19 protein-coding genes are annotated in these 16048 nt (G+C 34.0%); 13 read left to right on the top strand and 6 right to left on the bottom strand.

Annotated elements, in window-relative coordinates; genetic code table 11:
* The first annotated feature begins 201 nt into the window (after positions 1–201).
* Entirely contained in the window at positions 202–666 is a 465-nt protein-coding gene (locus AC8GF4_RS01870) for a hypothetical protein (protein ID WP_506592235.1), read from the top strand.
* A 102-nt stretch (positions 667–768) separates the two neighbouring features.
* Here the strand turns inward: AC8GF4_RS01870 and AC8GF4_RS01865 are convergent, their stop codons facing one another.
* The 3 genes from AC8GF4_RS01865 to AC8GF4_RS01855 form a co-directional block, all read right to left on the bottom strand.
* On the bottom strand, positions 769–1965 hold the full coding sequence (locus AC8GF4_RS01865) for an ISL3 family transposase (protein WP_506592233.1): 1197 nt from the start codon (positions 1963–1965) through the stop codon (positions 769–771).
* Positions 1966–2096: 131 nt separating this feature from the next.
* Positions 2097–3242 (bottom strand): cystathionine gamma-synthase, encoded by a 1146-nt coding sequence (locus tag AC8GF4_RS01860; RefSeq protein WP_506592231.1) that lies wholly within the window; start codon positions 3240–3242, stop codon positions 2097–2099.
* A 158-nt stretch (positions 3243–3400) separates the two neighbouring features.
* Positions 3401–3856, bottom strand: coding sequence for a DinB family protein (locus AC8GF4_RS01855; protein WP_506592229.1), 456 nt, complete (start codon positions 3854–3856; stop codon positions 3401–3403).
* A gap of 72 nt (positions 3857–3928) precedes the next feature.
* Here AC8GF4_RS01855 and AC8GF4_RS01850 point away from each other — a divergent pair, with 72 nt between their 5' ends.
* The 9 genes from AC8GF4_RS01850 (at position 3929) to nadD (ending at position 9816) form a co-directional block, all read left to right on the top strand.
* A complete protein-coding gene (locus AC8GF4_RS01850) occupies positions 3929–4279 on the top strand; it encodes an arsenate reductase family protein (RefSeq protein ID WP_506592227.1) in 351 nt (116 codons plus the stop codon).
* 104 nt (positions 4280–4383) lie between these two features.
* Entirely contained in the window at positions 4384–4911 is a 528-nt protein-coding gene (gene hemG / locus AC8GF4_RS01845; protein WP_506592225.1) for a menaquinone-dependent protoporphyrinogen IX dehydrogenase, read from the top strand.
* A gap of 112 nt (positions 4912–5023) precedes the next feature.
* Positions 5024–5257 (top strand): hypothetical protein, encoded by a 234-nt coding sequence (locus AC8GF4_RS01840; RefSeq protein ID WP_506592223.1) that lies wholly within the window; start codon positions 5024–5026, stop codon positions 5255–5257.
* The gene (locus AC8GF4_RS01835; protein ID WP_506592221.1) at positions 5247–5579 is read left to right on the top strand and encodes a type II toxin-antitoxin system RelE family toxin; all 333 of its coding nucleotides are present in this window, start codon (positions 5247–5249) and stop codon (positions 5577–5579) included. The genes AC8GF4_RS01840 and AC8GF4_RS01835 overlap by 11 nt, the downstream gene beginning before the upstream one ends.
* A gap of 62 nt (positions 5580–5641) precedes the next feature.
* On the top strand, positions 5642–6523 hold the full coding sequence (locus AC8GF4_RS01830) for a DMT family transporter (RefSeq protein ID WP_506592219.1): 882 nt from the start codon (positions 5642–5644) through the stop codon (positions 6521–6523).
* Positions 6524–6648: 125 nt separating this feature from the next.
* The gene (locus AC8GF4_RS01825; RefSeq protein WP_506592217.1) at positions 6649–7509 is read left to right on the top strand and encodes a YicC/YloC family endoribonuclease; all 861 of its coding nucleotides are present in this window, start codon (positions 6649–6651) and stop codon (positions 7507–7509) included.
* An 11-nt stretch (positions 7510–7520) separates the two neighbouring features.
* Positions 7521–8513 carry a PDDEXK nuclease domain-containing protein gene (locus AC8GF4_RS01820; protein ID WP_506592215.1) on the top strand — a complete coding sequence of 331 codons (993 nt, stop codon included), beginning with the start codon at positions 7521–7523 and terminating at the stop codon, positions 8511–8513.
* Positions 8514–8524: 11 nt separating this feature from the next.
* A complete protein-coding gene (gene gmk, locus AC8GF4_RS01815) occupies positions 8525–9097 on the top strand; it encodes a guanylate kinase (protein WP_506592213.1) in 573 nt (190 codons plus the stop codon).
* A 107-nt stretch (positions 9098–9204) separates the two neighbouring features.
* Positions 9205–9816, top strand: a complete 612-nt coding sequence (gene nadD, locus AC8GF4_RS01810; RefSeq protein ID WP_506592211.1) for a nicotinate (nicotinamide) nucleotide adenylyltransferase — start codon at positions 9205–9207, stop codon at positions 9814–9816.
* Here nadD and AC8GF4_RS01805 read toward each other — a convergent pair whose 3' ends face one another.
* On the bottom strand, positions 9817–10713 hold the full coding sequence (locus AC8GF4_RS01805) for a LysR family transcriptional regulator (protein WP_506592209.1): 897 nt from the start codon (positions 10711–10713) through the stop codon (positions 9817–9819). It abuts the gene before it with no gap.
* A gap of 89 nt (positions 10714–10802) precedes the next feature.
* On the opposite strand from AC8GF4_RS01805, the gene AC8GF4_RS01800 reads away from it, so the two are divergent.
* The 3 genes from AC8GF4_RS01800 (at position 10803) to AC8GF4_RS01790 (ending at position 14122) form a co-directional block, all read left to right on the top strand.
* Positions 10803–11570: a type 1 glutamine amidotransferase domain-containing protein gene (locus tag AC8GF4_RS01800; RefSeq protein ID WP_506592207.1), complete on the top strand. Its 768-nt coding sequence runs from the start codon at positions 10803–10805 to the stop codon at positions 11568–11570.
* Between the two features lie 93 nt (positions 11571–11663).
* Complete coding sequence (locus AC8GF4_RS01795; protein ID WP_506592205.1) at positions 11664–12827, top strand: iron-containing alcohol dehydrogenase; 1164 nt, start codon at positions 11664–11666, stop codon at positions 12825–12827.
* Positions 12828–13126: 299 nt separating this feature from the next.
* A complete protein-coding gene (locus AC8GF4_RS01790) occupies positions 13127–14122 on the top strand; it encodes an NAD(P)H-dependent glycerol-3-phosphate dehydrogenase (protein WP_506592203.1) in 996 nt (331 codons plus the stop codon).
* 148 nt (positions 14123–14270) lie between these two features.
* On the opposite strand, the gene AC8GF4_RS01785 is transcribed toward AC8GF4_RS01790, so the two are convergent.
* Complete coding sequence (locus AC8GF4_RS01785; RefSeq protein WP_506592201.1) at positions 14271–14678, bottom strand: hypothetical protein; 408 nt, start codon at positions 14676–14678, stop codon at positions 14271–14273.
* A gap of 286 nt (positions 14679–14964) precedes the next feature.
* Positions 14965–15984, bottom strand: a complete 1020-nt coding sequence (gene pheS / locus AC8GF4_RS01780) for a phenylalanine--tRNA ligase subunit alpha (protein WP_506592199.1) — start codon at positions 15982–15984, stop codon at positions 14965–14967.
* Between the last annotated feature and the right edge of the window lie 64 nt (positions 15985–16048).

Genomic DNA, 16048 nt, shown 5'->3' with positions numbered 1-16048 from the left:
CACTGTTTGTCGATTATTTTTTCATGAACTCTTTCTATTTATTTTTATAAAAGTGATTTAAAGATTGAAAAAATCGTGAATTCACAACTTTTTAAAAACCCATCAACTTACCTGATTAAATATCAATCAGATAACCCAATTTATTTTAAAATGTTATAAAAAAAAGCATACTTTTGGTTTATTAATCTAAAACCAAAATCCATGGGAGTATCATCATTTTTTAAAAGTTTATTTGGATCAGCCAAAGAGAAAGCAGTTGAAATTACAGAACAAGCAGAAACCATTTTTGAAGAAACAAAAGAAGCAGCGCAACCATTTGTAGAAAAAGCAGAAGCATTTGTAGACGAAACAGTAACACATATCAAAGAAACCGCAACACCCTATGTAGAAAAGGCAGAAACATTTGTAGAAGAAACTGTAACTAAAGCCAAAGAAGTAGCAATACCCCATTTAGAAAAAGCAGAAGCATTTTTAGATGAAACTGTAGCTAAAGCTAAAGATGTTGCAACACCTCATATAGAAAAAGCAGAAGCCTTTGTTGAAGATATTATATCCAAAGCTAAAGAAGCAACTACAAATCATAATAAAGAAACTAGTTTACCCGAAATAAAATTAGAATCGAAAAATATTGAAACACCAACAAAAACAGAAGAAGATAAAGAATAGCTTTTTCTTAAAAATAGCGTAAACATTCAGCTTTTTTTTAGTGAATAAGTTACTAAGTTTTATAAAAAAATGGCTCTTCGCCTAAACTAGTGGGTACATCTTTTATACGTTTCCAAGATAATATATCATAGCAATGAAGTTTTCCGAATTTCGATAGCCTCTTGCCCTAGATCTGGCTAATTGCATCACGCTGTTTAGTCCTTCTGAAACGGCATTAGTTATCCCTGTTGTGATTGATTTGATTATTCCATTGTAATGTGCATAAATCGTCTTTATAAAAATATTTATTGGTCTTAATTCCAATGACAAAGCTCGTTCTATCCATTTATCCATTAATGGTTCTATTGCAAGTGTTTGTACATTCCATAATTGGTCAAATTCCGATTTTATTTTATAAGCAATCGTTGTATTTAAGGAACTGTCTTGAAGAAAAAAATCTAGCTTTATCTTCTGATTTTCAGTTAGATTTTTTTCATTCTTCAAAAATATGTATTTGGTCTTTTTAAGGGATTCAACAGTTTTTACTTCCTCATTCCTAACCGAATTCACGGCTTTATTAAGGCATTTTTTAATATGAAATCTATCAAATACAACTTCCGTACCAGCGAAATACTCTCGTTGTCCTGCTTGATAGGATACCGACATATCCATACTAAAAAGTTCTATATTACTTGGAAAACCTCCATTGTCCCAGAGCCATCCGTAGAACTCAGAGAAGACTTCTTTTTTTCTTCCTTCCGTTACATACAGCACGTTTCCAGTATCTAAGTCGGTAAAAATAGAAACATAATTATGTCCTCTTTTTATTGCTGTCTCATCAACAGCAACACGTCTAACATCTGCGAAGTTAAATTTAGTAATCACTTTGTTTTTTACAAAATAATGGAAAACTCTCCATAGATTCTTGTCTGGTTCGCCCAATTCTCTCCCTACGGATGAAATAGACATTTCTTTACACAGTCGAATTGCAAACGACTCAAATTTAAAGCTGTAATGCGTACCGTTTCTACTCCAGGGATTACCTTGAATAACTTTCACGCCATCTTTTGGACAATCTATACGAGGAATGCGAACATTTAAATAACAACGATATTCAAATATATCCAAATGACGAATTCGCTTAAAACTACTATCATAAACGGAACGCTCTTGTCCACAACAAGGACAAGGAAATTTGGTGCCACGTTCAAAATCTATATAAACATCAATAACTAGATTTGCTTTTTGAACTTTTGCATCAACTAACAACCAAGGTGCTTTTATTCCTAACAAGGGGCCTAAGCCTGATAAATCTTCCATGCCGAAAATTAGTGAATATTTTGTATACCCACTAATTTAGGCGAAGAGCCAAAAACTTACATGACTTATATGTTTAAAACACATTCGACAAAGAGCAGTTATTTTTAGAAATAAGCTGAATTCTTTTTATTTTATGCCAAAGCTTGAATCAAATCGGCAATCAAATCCTCGGCGTCTTCAATCCCTACGCTCAATCTTACTAGATCATCAGTAATCCCGATTTCTTTCCTTTTGTCCTCTGGTATCGATGCGTGTGTCATCAAAGCTGGATGATTGGCCAATGATTCTACTCCACCCAAAGATTCTGCAAGTGTGAACACTTTTAGTTTTTCCAGAAAATCAATCGCATCCTCTTTTTTTCCCGATACAAACGTAAACGAAACCATTCCTCCAAAACCGCTCATTTGTTTTTTGGCAATTTCGTGATACGGATGACTCGGTAATCCCGGATAATAAACGGTTTTGATTTTAGGGTGATTACTCAAAAAATCAACTACTTTGGCCCCATTTTCACAATGTCTTTGCACTCTTAAATGCAAGGTTTTAATCCCTCTTAACACCAGAAAACTATCCATTGGGCCCAAAGTCGCACCTGTAGCAAATTGTTGAAAATGCAATTGGTCTCCCAGAGCTTCGTCTTTTACAATTAAAGCTCCAGCAATTACATCGGAGTGACCGCCTAGATATTTAGTAGCCGAGTGCATTACAATATCGGCTCCTAAGTCCAAAGGTTTTTGTAAGTAGGGTGTTGCAAAAGTATTGTCTACTGCAAACAGAATTTTGTTGGCTTTTGTTATTTTGGCAATTTCTTGAATATCGGCCAACTTCATCAATGGATTTGTAGGTGTTTCTACCCAAACCAATTTGGTGTTTTCATTAATTAGTGATTTGAATTTATCCAAATCATTCATATCTACAAAATGGAATTTTATTCCAGAATCTTTATAAATACGAGTAAACATTCTATAAGTTCCTCCGTATAGATCATCCATTGCAATGATTTCGTCTCCTGCTTTAAACGATCTTAAAATACAATCTGTAGCCGCAAGCCCCGACGAAAAAGCCAATCCTCTAGTTCCATTCTCGATACTAGCCAAAGCATTTTCAAGTGCAGATCGAGTAGGATTTGCGGCTCTGCTGTATTCGTAATCTGGATTTAAGGGTTTGCCCGGACTCGTTTGAACAAAAGTCGAAGTTTGATAAACAGGTGGCATTACCGCTCCCGTACTTGGATCATGATGCTGTCCACCATGTATAACTTTAGTATTGAATTTCATTTATTGTTTTTTTTTTATAAGATTGATTTGACACAGATTTCGCAGATTTTACAAATTAATCTCTGAATTTTTTGTGTTATCAATACGGTTAAGTTTTTGCATTCATTTAATAACTCGCCTGAAAATCTTATTGAAAATAATTGCGAACCTTTTTATAACTACACAAACTTCCTGATACTCATCATAATTCCAATATGCAAGCCTTCGTGAAAGTTATTAAATTCAATAGCGCCTTTTGCACTTTTTAAAGTGAAACCTGTCGATGTTGGATATTCTTGATAATTTACAAACAATCCATTTGTATAATCTGATTCAGCTTGATCAACAGTTTTAAATAACAAAGCTTTTATTTCATCTACCTCGGCTTGAGTTACATCGTGTTCAGGCTTTGTGCCTTTACGGTATTTCTCGACCATTTCATCCGACACCACCATTGGCAATCCCGATAATTTATAGACCAATAATTGTTGAGTTACTACTATATGTCCTAAGTTCCAAATCAAATTATTACTGAATCCTTCGGGAATTTTATTCAATTGTTCCAGTGAATAATTTTCAAAATAAGAACTCAGCATTTTTCTACTGGTTCTGTTAATTTCAAATGTATCTTGCATAATTGTAATTTTTGGATAAAATTAAACATTTTAACTATCAAATGATTTCCTTTGTATTTAGAAAATAAAAAAATGAACAAAATATACTATCTCGCTTCTTGTGACACTTGTCGAAAAATAATAAAGTCACTTCCAAAAGACCATAACTTGGCGTTTCATGACATCAAACAAAACCCAATAACTGTTGAAGAACTAGAGGAAATGTATAAACTTTCGGGTAGTTACGAAGCCTTATTTAGCAAAAAAGCGGTGCTTTACAAAACAATGGACTTAAAAAACAAATCCCTTACCGAAGACGATTTCAAAAAATACATCCTCGAACATTATACCTTCTTGAGCCGTCCTGTTTTTATTATAAATGAAAAAATATACATTGGCAACACTCAGCAAAATATGTTGCAGGTCATGAAAGCTTTGGGATAAAAAGAGAGATTTATTTAAGTTTGAAACGATACCAAATTATCTTTCTAATTTAGAAATTGCAAGTCGTGCGTCATTTTATCAAATCATTAATTAAAATATACCGAATGCAAACAAAGACAACTATTATTTATTCATCTGTTGATGGTCTGACCAAAAGAATTTGTCATTATATAAAGGATGTTTTAATTCTAAAGAATCATTTGGTCGATATAGTTTCTATTCATGATTACAACCAAAAAACAGCAGATTTTGACAAAGTAATTATTGCTTCGAGTATACGATATGGGAAGCATAATGAACTAATAGAGAAATTTATAAAAGAAAATACTGCGCTTTTGCATTCAAAAAAAACGGCATTTATTTCTGTAAATTTAGTAGCACGCAAAGAGGAGAAAAGTACACCCGACACAAATCCTTATGTCAAGAAATTTTTCAGCACTATTGAATGGAAACCAACTCTCGTTGTTGTATTTCCTGGAAAATTGGATTATAGTCTTTATAGTTTTAGAGATCGAATTTTAATACAATTAATTATGCTAATGACAAAAGGACCTACTAATTCAAAAACAGTTATAGAATATACAAACTGGGATAAAGTAAAAGAATTTGGGGAAAAGTTTGCCGAAATATAAAATACAAACACACAACAGTAGATTTTATAAAATTCGAATATTTTTAAAGTGAATGCTCTAAAACGAAACACTTCAAACTTTTAATTATCTTTACACTCTAAATTTCAATGTCATGAGTTTACAAATCATTCAAAACGAAAAAGGAAAACCTGCGGGAGTTTTTATTCCTATAAAAGAATGGAAACAGATGAAAGCAAAGTATAAAGATCTGGAAACTTGGGATGAACCGGAACAAACCGAAGAAGAAATCCTTAACAACATCCGCCAAGCTGTTGAAGAAATGAAGTTGATAAAAGCGGGTAAACTAAAAGGTAGACCACTTCAAGAACTTTTAGATGAGTTATAAAATAATAACCATCCCAACATTTGACAAAGAACTAAAATCATTGTCTAAAAAACATCGGTCTATCAAAGTAGATCTAGCTCAACTTGGAAAACAACTACTGGAAAACCCCAGAAAGGGTGATGAAATTCTTCAAAATTGCTATAAAATTAGAATGGCAATTGCTTCCAAAGGGAAGGGGAAAAGTGGCGGTGCTAGAGTAATAACCTATATTTATATACAAGAAGAAACGGTTTATTTACTTTCTATTTACGACAAATCAGAGCACACTTCAATTTCTGATGCGGTTATTCGCGATTTGATAAAAAGTCTAGATTTAGATTAAAAGCCCCAACTCCTCTCCAAAATAGATGGAGACTTAAAATACTCAAAACCCCAAATTTAGTAATGTCAAAAAGAAATTTCGCCTTGATTGGCGCCACTATCGTTTCCATAATTTACGGAGTTACTTTTACCATTGCCAAAGATGTAATGCCAAAATACATCGACGCCTATGGATTCATCCTTTTGCGAGTTGGTGGGTCCATGCTTTTGTTTTGGTTAGTTTGGCTTTTTATGCCTAAAGAAAAAATTGCAATCAACGATTTTCCTCGAATAATTGCTTCCGCTTTTTTTGGAGTTGCCTTTAATATGCTGACTTTTTTCAAAGGTTTAAGCTTGACCTCTCCTATTTCAGCAGCGGTAATTATGGTTTCTACCCCCATGATTGTTTTGGTTCTTTCGGCCATTATTATGAAGGAACACATGAAAAAAAGAATGATTTTCGGAATTATTCTCGGTTTAATCGGAACAGCATCACTTATCCTTTATGGAAAATCCATTGGCGACACTTCTCAATCTGGACTGGGTAATTTTCTGGTTTTGGTCAATGCTATTTCGTATGGATTTTACCTGATTATAGTCAAAAAATTGATGAACAAATACAATGCTTTTACATTTGTAAAGTGGATTTATTTGTTTGGTTTTATAATGGTTCTGCCTTTTGGCTGGAGCCAATTTACCGCTGTGGATTGGGCTATTGTGCCTACAGGCATTTACTGGAAAATAGGCTTTGTGGTGGTCATATCAACTTTTTTGACCTATTTACTGAATTTACTTTCGATGAAAGAATTAAAACCAACCACGGTAGCTGTGTTTATTTACTTGCAGCCTTTGTTTGCTACCGTTTTTGCAATAAGTTTAGGAAAAGACACGTTGAGTTTAGTCAAAATTGGTTCTGCTTTATTGATCTTTTCAGGGGTTTATTTGGTTACCTATAAAAAAAGTTAGCAGTCTTGGCGTTCAATCTTATCTTTAGCCAAGTCCCTGAGACTGAAAAATGGGACTGAGACTGAACACTAAAAACTGAAAACTGACCACTTTTTCCTTATCTTTACACACTTTTAGAAAATAATATGATACAATCGATGACTGGTTTTGGTAAAGCCACTTTGCAATTACCATCCAAAAAAATTACAATTGAAGTAAAATCCTTAAACAGTAAAGGTTTGGATTTAAATGTTCGCATGCCTTCACTTTACCGCGAAATGGAATTGGGTTTACGCAACCAAATCGCACTGAAACTGGAAAGAGGTAAGGTAGATTTTTCTATTTTTATCGAAAGTACCGCAGAGCAGACTACTACGAAAGTAAATGTGCCAATTGTAAGAGCCTACATCAATCAATTAAGAGAAGTGTATGCTGATGCTGATGAAACCGAGTTGATGAAAATGGCAGTTCGTATGCCCGATACCATGAAAATAGAACGCGATGAGATCGACGAAAATGACTGGGTTCAAATTCAAACCGTTATCGAAGAAGCATTGCAAAATATCCTGACTTTTAGAAAAGATGAAGGACAATCGCTGGAAAATGAATTTCAATTGCGTATTGGCAACATTCGCCAATACATGAATGAAGCTTTGGCACTAGATCCAGAGCGTGTTCAAGCTATAAAAGACCGTTTGCAGACTGCTATTGCCGAATTAAAAGTCAATGTAGATGAAAATCGTTTTGAACAAGAATTGATTTATTACCTAGAAAAACTGGACATTACAGAAGAAAAAGTACGTTTGACCAACCACTTGGACTACTTTTTGGAAACCATCAACGGAACCGAAGCCAACGGTAGAAAACTAGGATTCATTACCCAAGAAATGGGTCGTGAAATCAACACTATGGGTTCGAAATCAAACCATGCTCAAATGCAAAAATTAGTGGTTCAGATGAAAGATGAATTGGAAAAAATTAAGGAACAAGTATTGAATGTATTGTAATAAAATTTGACATGCTATACATTCAAGAAATAAAGCAAATATTAATCAATGCTCGGCAGCAATCCTATCGAGCAATTAATACTGCGATGATTGAAGCGTATTGGAAAATTGGACAAAAAATTGTTTTGCAAGAGCAAAACGGTAAAGAAAAAGCCAATTATGGAGAAGCATTGTTGAAAGAATTATCTAAAAATTTATCAACTGAATTCGGAAAAGGATTTTCTTCTTCAAATCTTCGTAATTTCAGACAATTTTATCTGACATATCCTGATGAACAAATTTGCTACACAGTGTGTAGCAAATTGAGTTGGAGTCATAATCGATTAATAATGAGAATTGACGACCCTGTAGCTCGGCAATATTATTTAACAGAATCCACTCAAGAAAACTGGAGCGTTAGAACTTTAGAAAGAAACATAAAGACATTATATTACAATCGTTTACTATCTTCAAAAAACATTTCTAACAACAATATTAACGAAACCAGTATAAACATTAAAGACTTTATAAAGGATCCCTATGTCTTTGAATTTCTTGATATTCCTGAACCCAAAAGCCATTCAGAACAAGAAATAGAAAGTATTTTGATTGAAAATTTTCAAGTATTTTTAATGGAACTTGGTAAAGGTTTTTCATTTGTAGGCAGACAATACCGTATAAGCAGCGAAACAGAACATTATTATATTGACTTGGTTTTTTACAATTATATACTGAAATGTTTTGTTTTATTTGATTTAAAAATAGGCAAACTCACCCATCAAGATATTGGACAAATGGATATGTATCGCCGTATGTTTGACGATTTAAAAAAACCAGAAGGAGATTTGCCAACAATAGGGATTATTTTATGCACAGAAAAAAGCGAAACCGTGGTTAAATATTCTATTATAAATGATTCCCCTCATCTTTTTGCAACAAAATATTTGCCCTATTTACCAAGTGAAAAAGAATTAATAGACGAAATTGAAAGGGAAAAAATAAAATTGAAATTATTAGGAAACTAATTCAGGATAAAATGAAAAAAGGAAAATTAATCGTATTCTCGGCACCATCGGGATCTGGAAAAACCACTATAGTTAGACATTTATTAGGGAAAGAAGATTTGAATCTTGAATTTTCGATTTCGGCAGCTACACGGGAAGCACGTGGCGAAGAAGTAAATGGCAAGGATTATTACTTTATGTCTTTGGAAGAATTTAAAAAACACATCAAAGCCGAAGATTTTGTAGAATGGGAAGAAGTCTACAGAGATAATTTCTACGGTACGCTAAAAAGTGAAGTAGAACGCATTTGGGCCAAAGGGAAAAACGTGATTTTCGATATTGACGTTGCAGGTGGATTACGTATCAAACATAAATTTCCAGAGGAAACTTTGGCTGTTTTTGTTAAGCCTCCAAGTGTAGACGAACTCAAAAGAAGATTAAAAGAACGCTCTACCGAAACCGAAGATAAAATCAATATGCGTATTGCAAAAGCTTCTGTAGAACTAGCTACTGCGCCTCAATTTGACGTGATTATAAAAAACTATGATTTGCCTATTGCTCTGGAAGAAGCGTATCAATTGGTTAAGAATTTTGTGAAAGAGTAAATGATTACACAAAGATTCGCAAAGAAAAAATGAGATCCACAAAGCTTTTATAAAATCCTTCGTGAATCTTTTAAGAATCTTTGTGAACCTTTGCGAAACACTATTATATGAAAATCGGACTTTATTTCGGAACGTTTAATCCCATTCATGTTGGGCATCTTATCATTGCCAATCACATGGCGGAACATGCCGATTTGGATCAGGTCTGGATGGTGGTTACGCCACACAATCCACTGAAAAAGAAAAGCACTTTACTCGATGACTATCACCGTTTACAAATGGTGCATCTTGCCACCGAAGATTTTCCAAAAATAAAACCTTCGGACATAGAGTTCAAATTATCACAACCCAACTATACCGTTCATACTTTAGCACATTTACAGGAAAAATACCCAGATCACGAGTTTTCCTTGATTATGGGAGAAGACAATTTAAAGTCATTACACAAATGGAAAAACTTTGAAGTGATTATGGCGCACCATGACATTTATGTGTATCCCCGCATTTCTTCCGAAACTGACACAAGCCTGAAAAGCGAGCAGGCGCATCAAAATTTGGATTTGAAAAACCATCCCAAAGTACACATGATAGATGCTCCTGTTGTAGAAATATCTTCAACTTTTATTCGAGAAAATGTTAAGAGGGGAAAAAATGTTCAACCTCTTTTACCCAATAAAGTTTGGGAATATATCGATCATAATAATTTTTATAAAAAGTAATTAGATTAAAACTGCTTTTAATTCTGTTTCAATATCCTGAAAAATAGCGCTCAAATTATCGTTTTTACCCGATAACAAAAACACATCCGTACTGGGCATTTCTTTACTGTCCCAGATCATTTGCAATTTATTTTCTTGGATCAAATTTTTGGCATTGACATTCCACGTAACCGTAACCCCATTATTTTTGCTAAGGATTTCAAGCATTTCATATTCTGAAGGGATAATATAACTGGCTACCATCGAAGGTCTTTTCTTGGCAAAAACATGCAGCCAAAATAATTTAATATGTGGAATTCCAGCATCATGACTGTACCATTTTTGGTCGTTTAACCAATTTTCAACGGAAACATAATCATTGATCTTACTATTTTGTTGGATACTAGAAAGATCAATATTATTTGAACCCACGATAATTTGTTTGATTTCACCCACCTTTTTTTGAAGCGTATCAAAAGTGTCAAATTTCTTGGTTACTATTGCAAAATCCAGTTTTTTCGAATTTACCAAATCAAACAATGCATCATTAGTATGGAATGTAAAATCGATAAAATCAAATTTGGCAATCAATGCGCTCCCAATACTGCTCATTAAATGTCCCGATATTCCAACAGAAAGCAATCTATTGGCATTGAACGCTTTGGCTCGAAAACCGTTTTCTACATTTTCCAGTCGATCTAAGGCATCAATGATTAAATTATTGAGTAACTTAGCATATTCTGTCGGTTCAACCCCCTTGGACTTTCGATTAAAAAGCTTGTAACCTACATGCGCCTCCAACATCACTATTTGCTGACTTACCGCTGGTTGACTGATAAATAATTCTTTGGCTGCCAAAGAAAAATTTCCGTTTTTATACACCGATTTAAACGTTCGGTACCACTCTAGATTAACCATGATATAAATATATTTATCACAAACATAATTTAAATTATTTTTACTAATACCATATTCGCCATAAATTTGTAGTATAATATTAATACGAGATGAAAAAAATTACTGTATCAACAATTCTAGCATTAACCGTAAGTTGCTTTATGGCAACAGCGCAAAAACAAAATAACAAAAAGATGAAAAAAGTATTATTTGTAGTTACGAGTCACGATCAATTGGGTAACACAGGAGAAAAAACAGGATTTTGGACAGAAGAATTAGCAGCGCCTTATTACGCATTGTTGGACCAAGGTGTAGCAATAGACATTGCCACTCCAAAGGGAGGACAGCCTCCAATTGACCCAAAAAGTGCTGATCCTTCTTCAGCAACAGAAGATACCAAGCGTTTTGACGCTGATACTGTTTTATTGGATAAACTAAAAAACACTAAAAAATTAGCAGCCGTAAATCAAGCTGATTATGATGCGGTTTTTTACCCAGGAGGTCACGGTCCACTTTGGGATTTGGTTGAAGATGCAACTTCTATTGCTTTGATTGCAGATTTTTATACTCATAAAAAACCAGTTGCTTTTGTTTGTCACGCTCCAGCAGCATTGAAAAATGTAAAAGTAAATGGAGAATTTTTGGTAAAAGGAAAAAAAGTAACTGGATTCGCCAATACCGAAGAAGAAGCAGTTGGATTAACAAAAATTGTTCCGTTTTTATTGGAAGATGCATTGCAAACCAATGGAGCAACTTATAGCAAAGTAGCCGATTGGCATCCTTATGCTGTGGAAGACGGTTTATTGATTACAGGTCAAAATCCAGCATCATCAAAATTAGTAGCTGAAAAATTATTGGCACAATTGAATTCAAAATAAAAAAGCAACTAAGTTTCTGAGATGCTAAGTTCCTAAGATTTAAACTTAGCATCTCAGAAACTTAGCTTCTTAGCAACTTTATAATAACAAAACATGTTAAATTTCGAATTATACAATCCTACCAAATTGGTTTTTGGAAAAGGTCAAATAGAAAAATTACCAACACTGATTCCTGCCAATGCAAAAATTCTTCTTGCATATGGTGGAGGAAGTATTTTTAAAAATGGAATCCACGAGCAAGTTCGTAAAAGCTTGGAAGGATTTGAAATTATTGAATTTGGAGGAATTGAAGCCAATCCACATTTTGAAACTTTGATAAAAGCCGTTGCAATCATCAGAGAGCAAAAAATTGATTTCATTCTGGCAGTTGGAGGTGGAAGCGTTATTGACGGGGTAAAATTTATTTCGGCAGCCGTTCCTTTTGAAGGAGACCCTATTGACATTCTTAAAAAGAGAATTATTTTTAAAGAAGGATCTACCGTAATTCCTTTTGGTACTGTTTTGACTTTGCCAGCAACTGGAAGCGAAATGAATTCTGGTTCTGTTGTTACTATTGCTGCAACACATGAAAAACTAGATTTTGGAGGTGCTGCTATGTTTCCTAAATTCTCAATTTGTGATCCAACTGTAATTGCCTCTTTGCCAAAAAGACAACTGCAAAACGGAGTGGTCGATGCTTACACACATGTGCTGGAGCAATACCTGACCTATGTGCACGGAGGTTATTTACAAGACCGAATTGCAGAAAGTATTTTGCAAACTTTAATCCAAATAGGACCTGCTGTAGTAGAAAAACCAACAGATTATGCTTTGGCTTCCAACTTTATGTGGAGTTGTACGATGGCTTTGAACGGACTGATTCAAAAAGGAGTTCCTTCAGATTGGGCTACCCATATGATTGGTCATGAATTAACAGCGCTTTACGGAATTGACCACGCTAGAACTTTAGCCATTATTGGACCAAACCTATACAAAGTGATGTTTGAAACCAAAAAAGAAAAACTAGCCCAATACGGAAAACGCATCTTTAATTTGTCTGGAACAGAGGACGAAATTGCCAATGGAGCTATTGCAAAGACTATTGACTTTTTTCATACAATGGGAATGAAAACATTACTCTCAGAAAATGCAGAAAATTTTGAGAAAACTGCTGATTTTATTGTAGATCGTTTTGATAAAAGAGGATGGAAAGCTTTAGGAGAAAAGCAAAATATTACCTTAGATAAAGTGAAAGAAATTGTAACAATGAGTTATTAATTTCAAAATAAAATAACAAATAAAAAAAAGGCGTTCACTTAACCAATAAGAACGCCTTTTTAAAATACTAAAACAAAACTAACTAACTCAATCTTCATATAAAATTTCAAATATTGTTATTCTTAAAGAACTATAACGCATACATTATCAGTATATTGTGTGAATTATAAAAAATATTTGAAAATATTTTATTTTTTAATCAAAAACTTTATAAACCCCTATAAATTCAAGGCTCGACAAAAAAATAATTTGTATTATTAGTATATTTTTAAGTACTTTTGATAAAATTTAATAAAAAAATGGCCGATAATTTAAAATTTGCAGTAATAGGTGGAGGAAGCTGGGCTACTGCTATAGCAAAAATGTTGTGCGTAAATCTTCCAGAGATTTCTTGGTATATGCGAAATGAAGCTGCTATTGAACACATTAAAACTTTCAAACACAATCCAAATTATTTAAGTTCTGTTGAGTTTGACAACAACAAACTTAAACTTACTAACGATATCAACGAAGCGGTTGCTTATGCTGATTACATTATTTTTGCAATTCCTTCTGCTTTTTTAGATGGTGAATTGGCAAAATTAACAGTTTCCTTAAAAGACAAAATAATTTTTTCTGCAATTAAAGGAATTGTTCCCGAAACCAGTTTGATTGTTGGCGAACATTTTCATTTTCAATATGACATCCCTTATTACAACATAGGTGTGATTACTGGACCTTGCCACGCTGAAGAGGTAGCACTAGAAAGACTATCTTATTTAACAATTGCTTGTGGAGATCCTGATAAAGCGGCTATTGTTGCTAAAAATTTATCAGGTAATTATATAAAAGCAAAAATTACAGACGACATTATAGGTACAGAATATGCTGCAATGCTTAAAAATATTTATGCAATAGCTGCTGGTATTGCTCACGGATTGGGGTATGGTGACAACTTTCAATCGGTTATAATGAGTAATGCGATTCGTGAGATGAAAAAATTCATCAAGAAAGTGCATAGAATGAAGCGAAACATCAATGATTCGGCTTATTTGGGCGATTTATTGGTTACGGGTTATTCTGTTTTTTCGAGAAATAGAATGTTCGGTAATATGATTGGAAAAGGATACACCGTAAAATCGGCACAAATGGAGATGAGCATGGTTGCCGAAGGATATTATGCCGTAAAAAGCGCTTATAAACTCAACCAAGGCTATGGTGCCAAAACGCCTATAATTGATGCTGTTTATGCTATCTTGTATGAAGGAAAAGAAGCCAAAAAGGTGTTTAAAAAACTGACTGAGGAATTGGATTAAAAAAGTAGTGTTCTGTTGAGCACAGAATCTGATAGTAATAACTACTAATGATAAATAAAAAAAGGCATTTTCTTAAATTGGAAAATGCCTTTTTTTGATTCATTTATGCAGCTAATCAATGAATACTATAAACGGGAACCCTAAACACTTATTTCACCATCACTCCATCTACAAACAAAATAGGCACTTCTTCAACCTGATTTTCATTGATTGAATTGGCTTTGAAAATAAATTTCTTATCGAATAATTTGTTTCCTATAAAGTAAGAAACCATAAATTCATTATTAAGTACTAAGACGCTTTTTTCTATCATTTCAATTTTGACTACAGAAACAGCAGGAACTTCAACAAAAGCGTGTCGCAACAGCGAAGTATTTTTCATTTCGCCGTCAATGGTTCCAAAAGCTTTGGAAACGACCATGACACTTTCTATTAGAAAATCACTATCGTTTACCAAATAGGCATACCATACTTTTTCCATAAAATCATCGCTCCATTCTTGAACGGCTGCAATAAATACGTTTTCTACTTCGGGGATTGTGATGTCAGATTTCATTTGATTATTTGAATGATGATTAACTCCCGATAGCTCCCATCGGAATTGATTATAGAATTAAACTTCAATTAATTCGCTTAGTTTTTTGGTTCCTGCAAGGTCTTTTTCCGGACCTTGTAGGTATTATGCCTTTTATGTTTATACCTACAAGGTTAAAAAAAACCTTGCAGGATAACTAAATATCTCGAATACGGTATGCCCTAGCCCAGATGGAAACGGCATCCTTTTTCTTTTTCCTTTAAAAAGAAAAAGATATAGTGGACAGCTGGAAATAGCTCCTTATAAATTATATGCTGGATTTGAATTGCTCTAAGAAACGCACGTCATTTTCATAAAACATACGAATATCACCAATTTGATACAATAACATCGCGATACGTTCGATTCCCATACCGAAAGCAAAACCATTGTATTCGTCTGGATTGATACCACAGTTTTTAAGGACATTTGGATCTACCATTCCGCAACCCATAATTTCCAACCAACCTGTTCCTTTGGTAATTCTATAATCGGTTTCGGTTTTTAAACCCCAATAAATATCAACCTCGGCGCTTGGCTCTGTAAATGGAAAATAAGAAGGACGCAAACGTATTTTTGATTTCCCGAACATCTCTTTGGTGAAATACAAAAGGGTTTGTTTTAAGTCGGCAAAAGAAACGTCTTTGTCAATATACAATCCTTCTACTTGGTGAAAGATACAGTGTGAGCGAGAAGAAACGGCCTCATTACGAAACACTCTTCCTGGAGAAATCGTACGGATTGGCGGCTTGTTGTTCTCCATATAGCGCACTTGCACGGATGAAGTATGCGTACGCAACAAAATATCTGGATTGGTTTGTATGAAAAAAGTATCCTGCATATCACGCGCCGGATGGTATTCTGGCAGGTTTAATGCGGTGAAATTGTGCCAATCATCCTCAATTTCTGGCCCTTCGGAAACGTTGAAGCCAATATTAGAAAAAACGTCTATAATTTGATTTTTTACCAATGAAATAGGGTGACGAGAACCAATAATTGTTGGTTCGGCCGTACGAGTTAAATCTCCGTAAAAACCTTTTATTTCTTCTTTGCTTGCCAAAGTTTCTTGTATGGTTTTTATTTTGTCTTCGGCAGATGTTTTAAGTAAATTGATTACTTGTCCAAACTCCTTTTTTTGGTCGTTGGGTACATTTTTGAACTCGGCAAAAAGGTCTTTTAACAATCCTTTTGTCCCTAAGAATTTAATTCTAAATACTTCTAGTTCTGCTGGATTCTGTGTGGAGAAGGCCTGTGCTTCACCAATATATTCTTTTATCTTGTCTATCATTATCGTTCCGTAATTGAGAGTGCAAATTTAAGTAAAAGTTAGAAGTTAAAAGTTAGAAGTTAGA

The organism is Flavobacterium rarum (SeqCode) (assembly GCF_965234445.1).
GTDB classification, from domain to species: Bacteria; Bacteroidota; Bacteroidia; order Flavobacteriales; family Flavobacteriaceae; genus Flavobacterium; species Flavobacterium rarum.
Note: the sequence above shows the minus strand (reverse complement) of the source record. Positions and strands in the feature narration are given on the sequence as shown.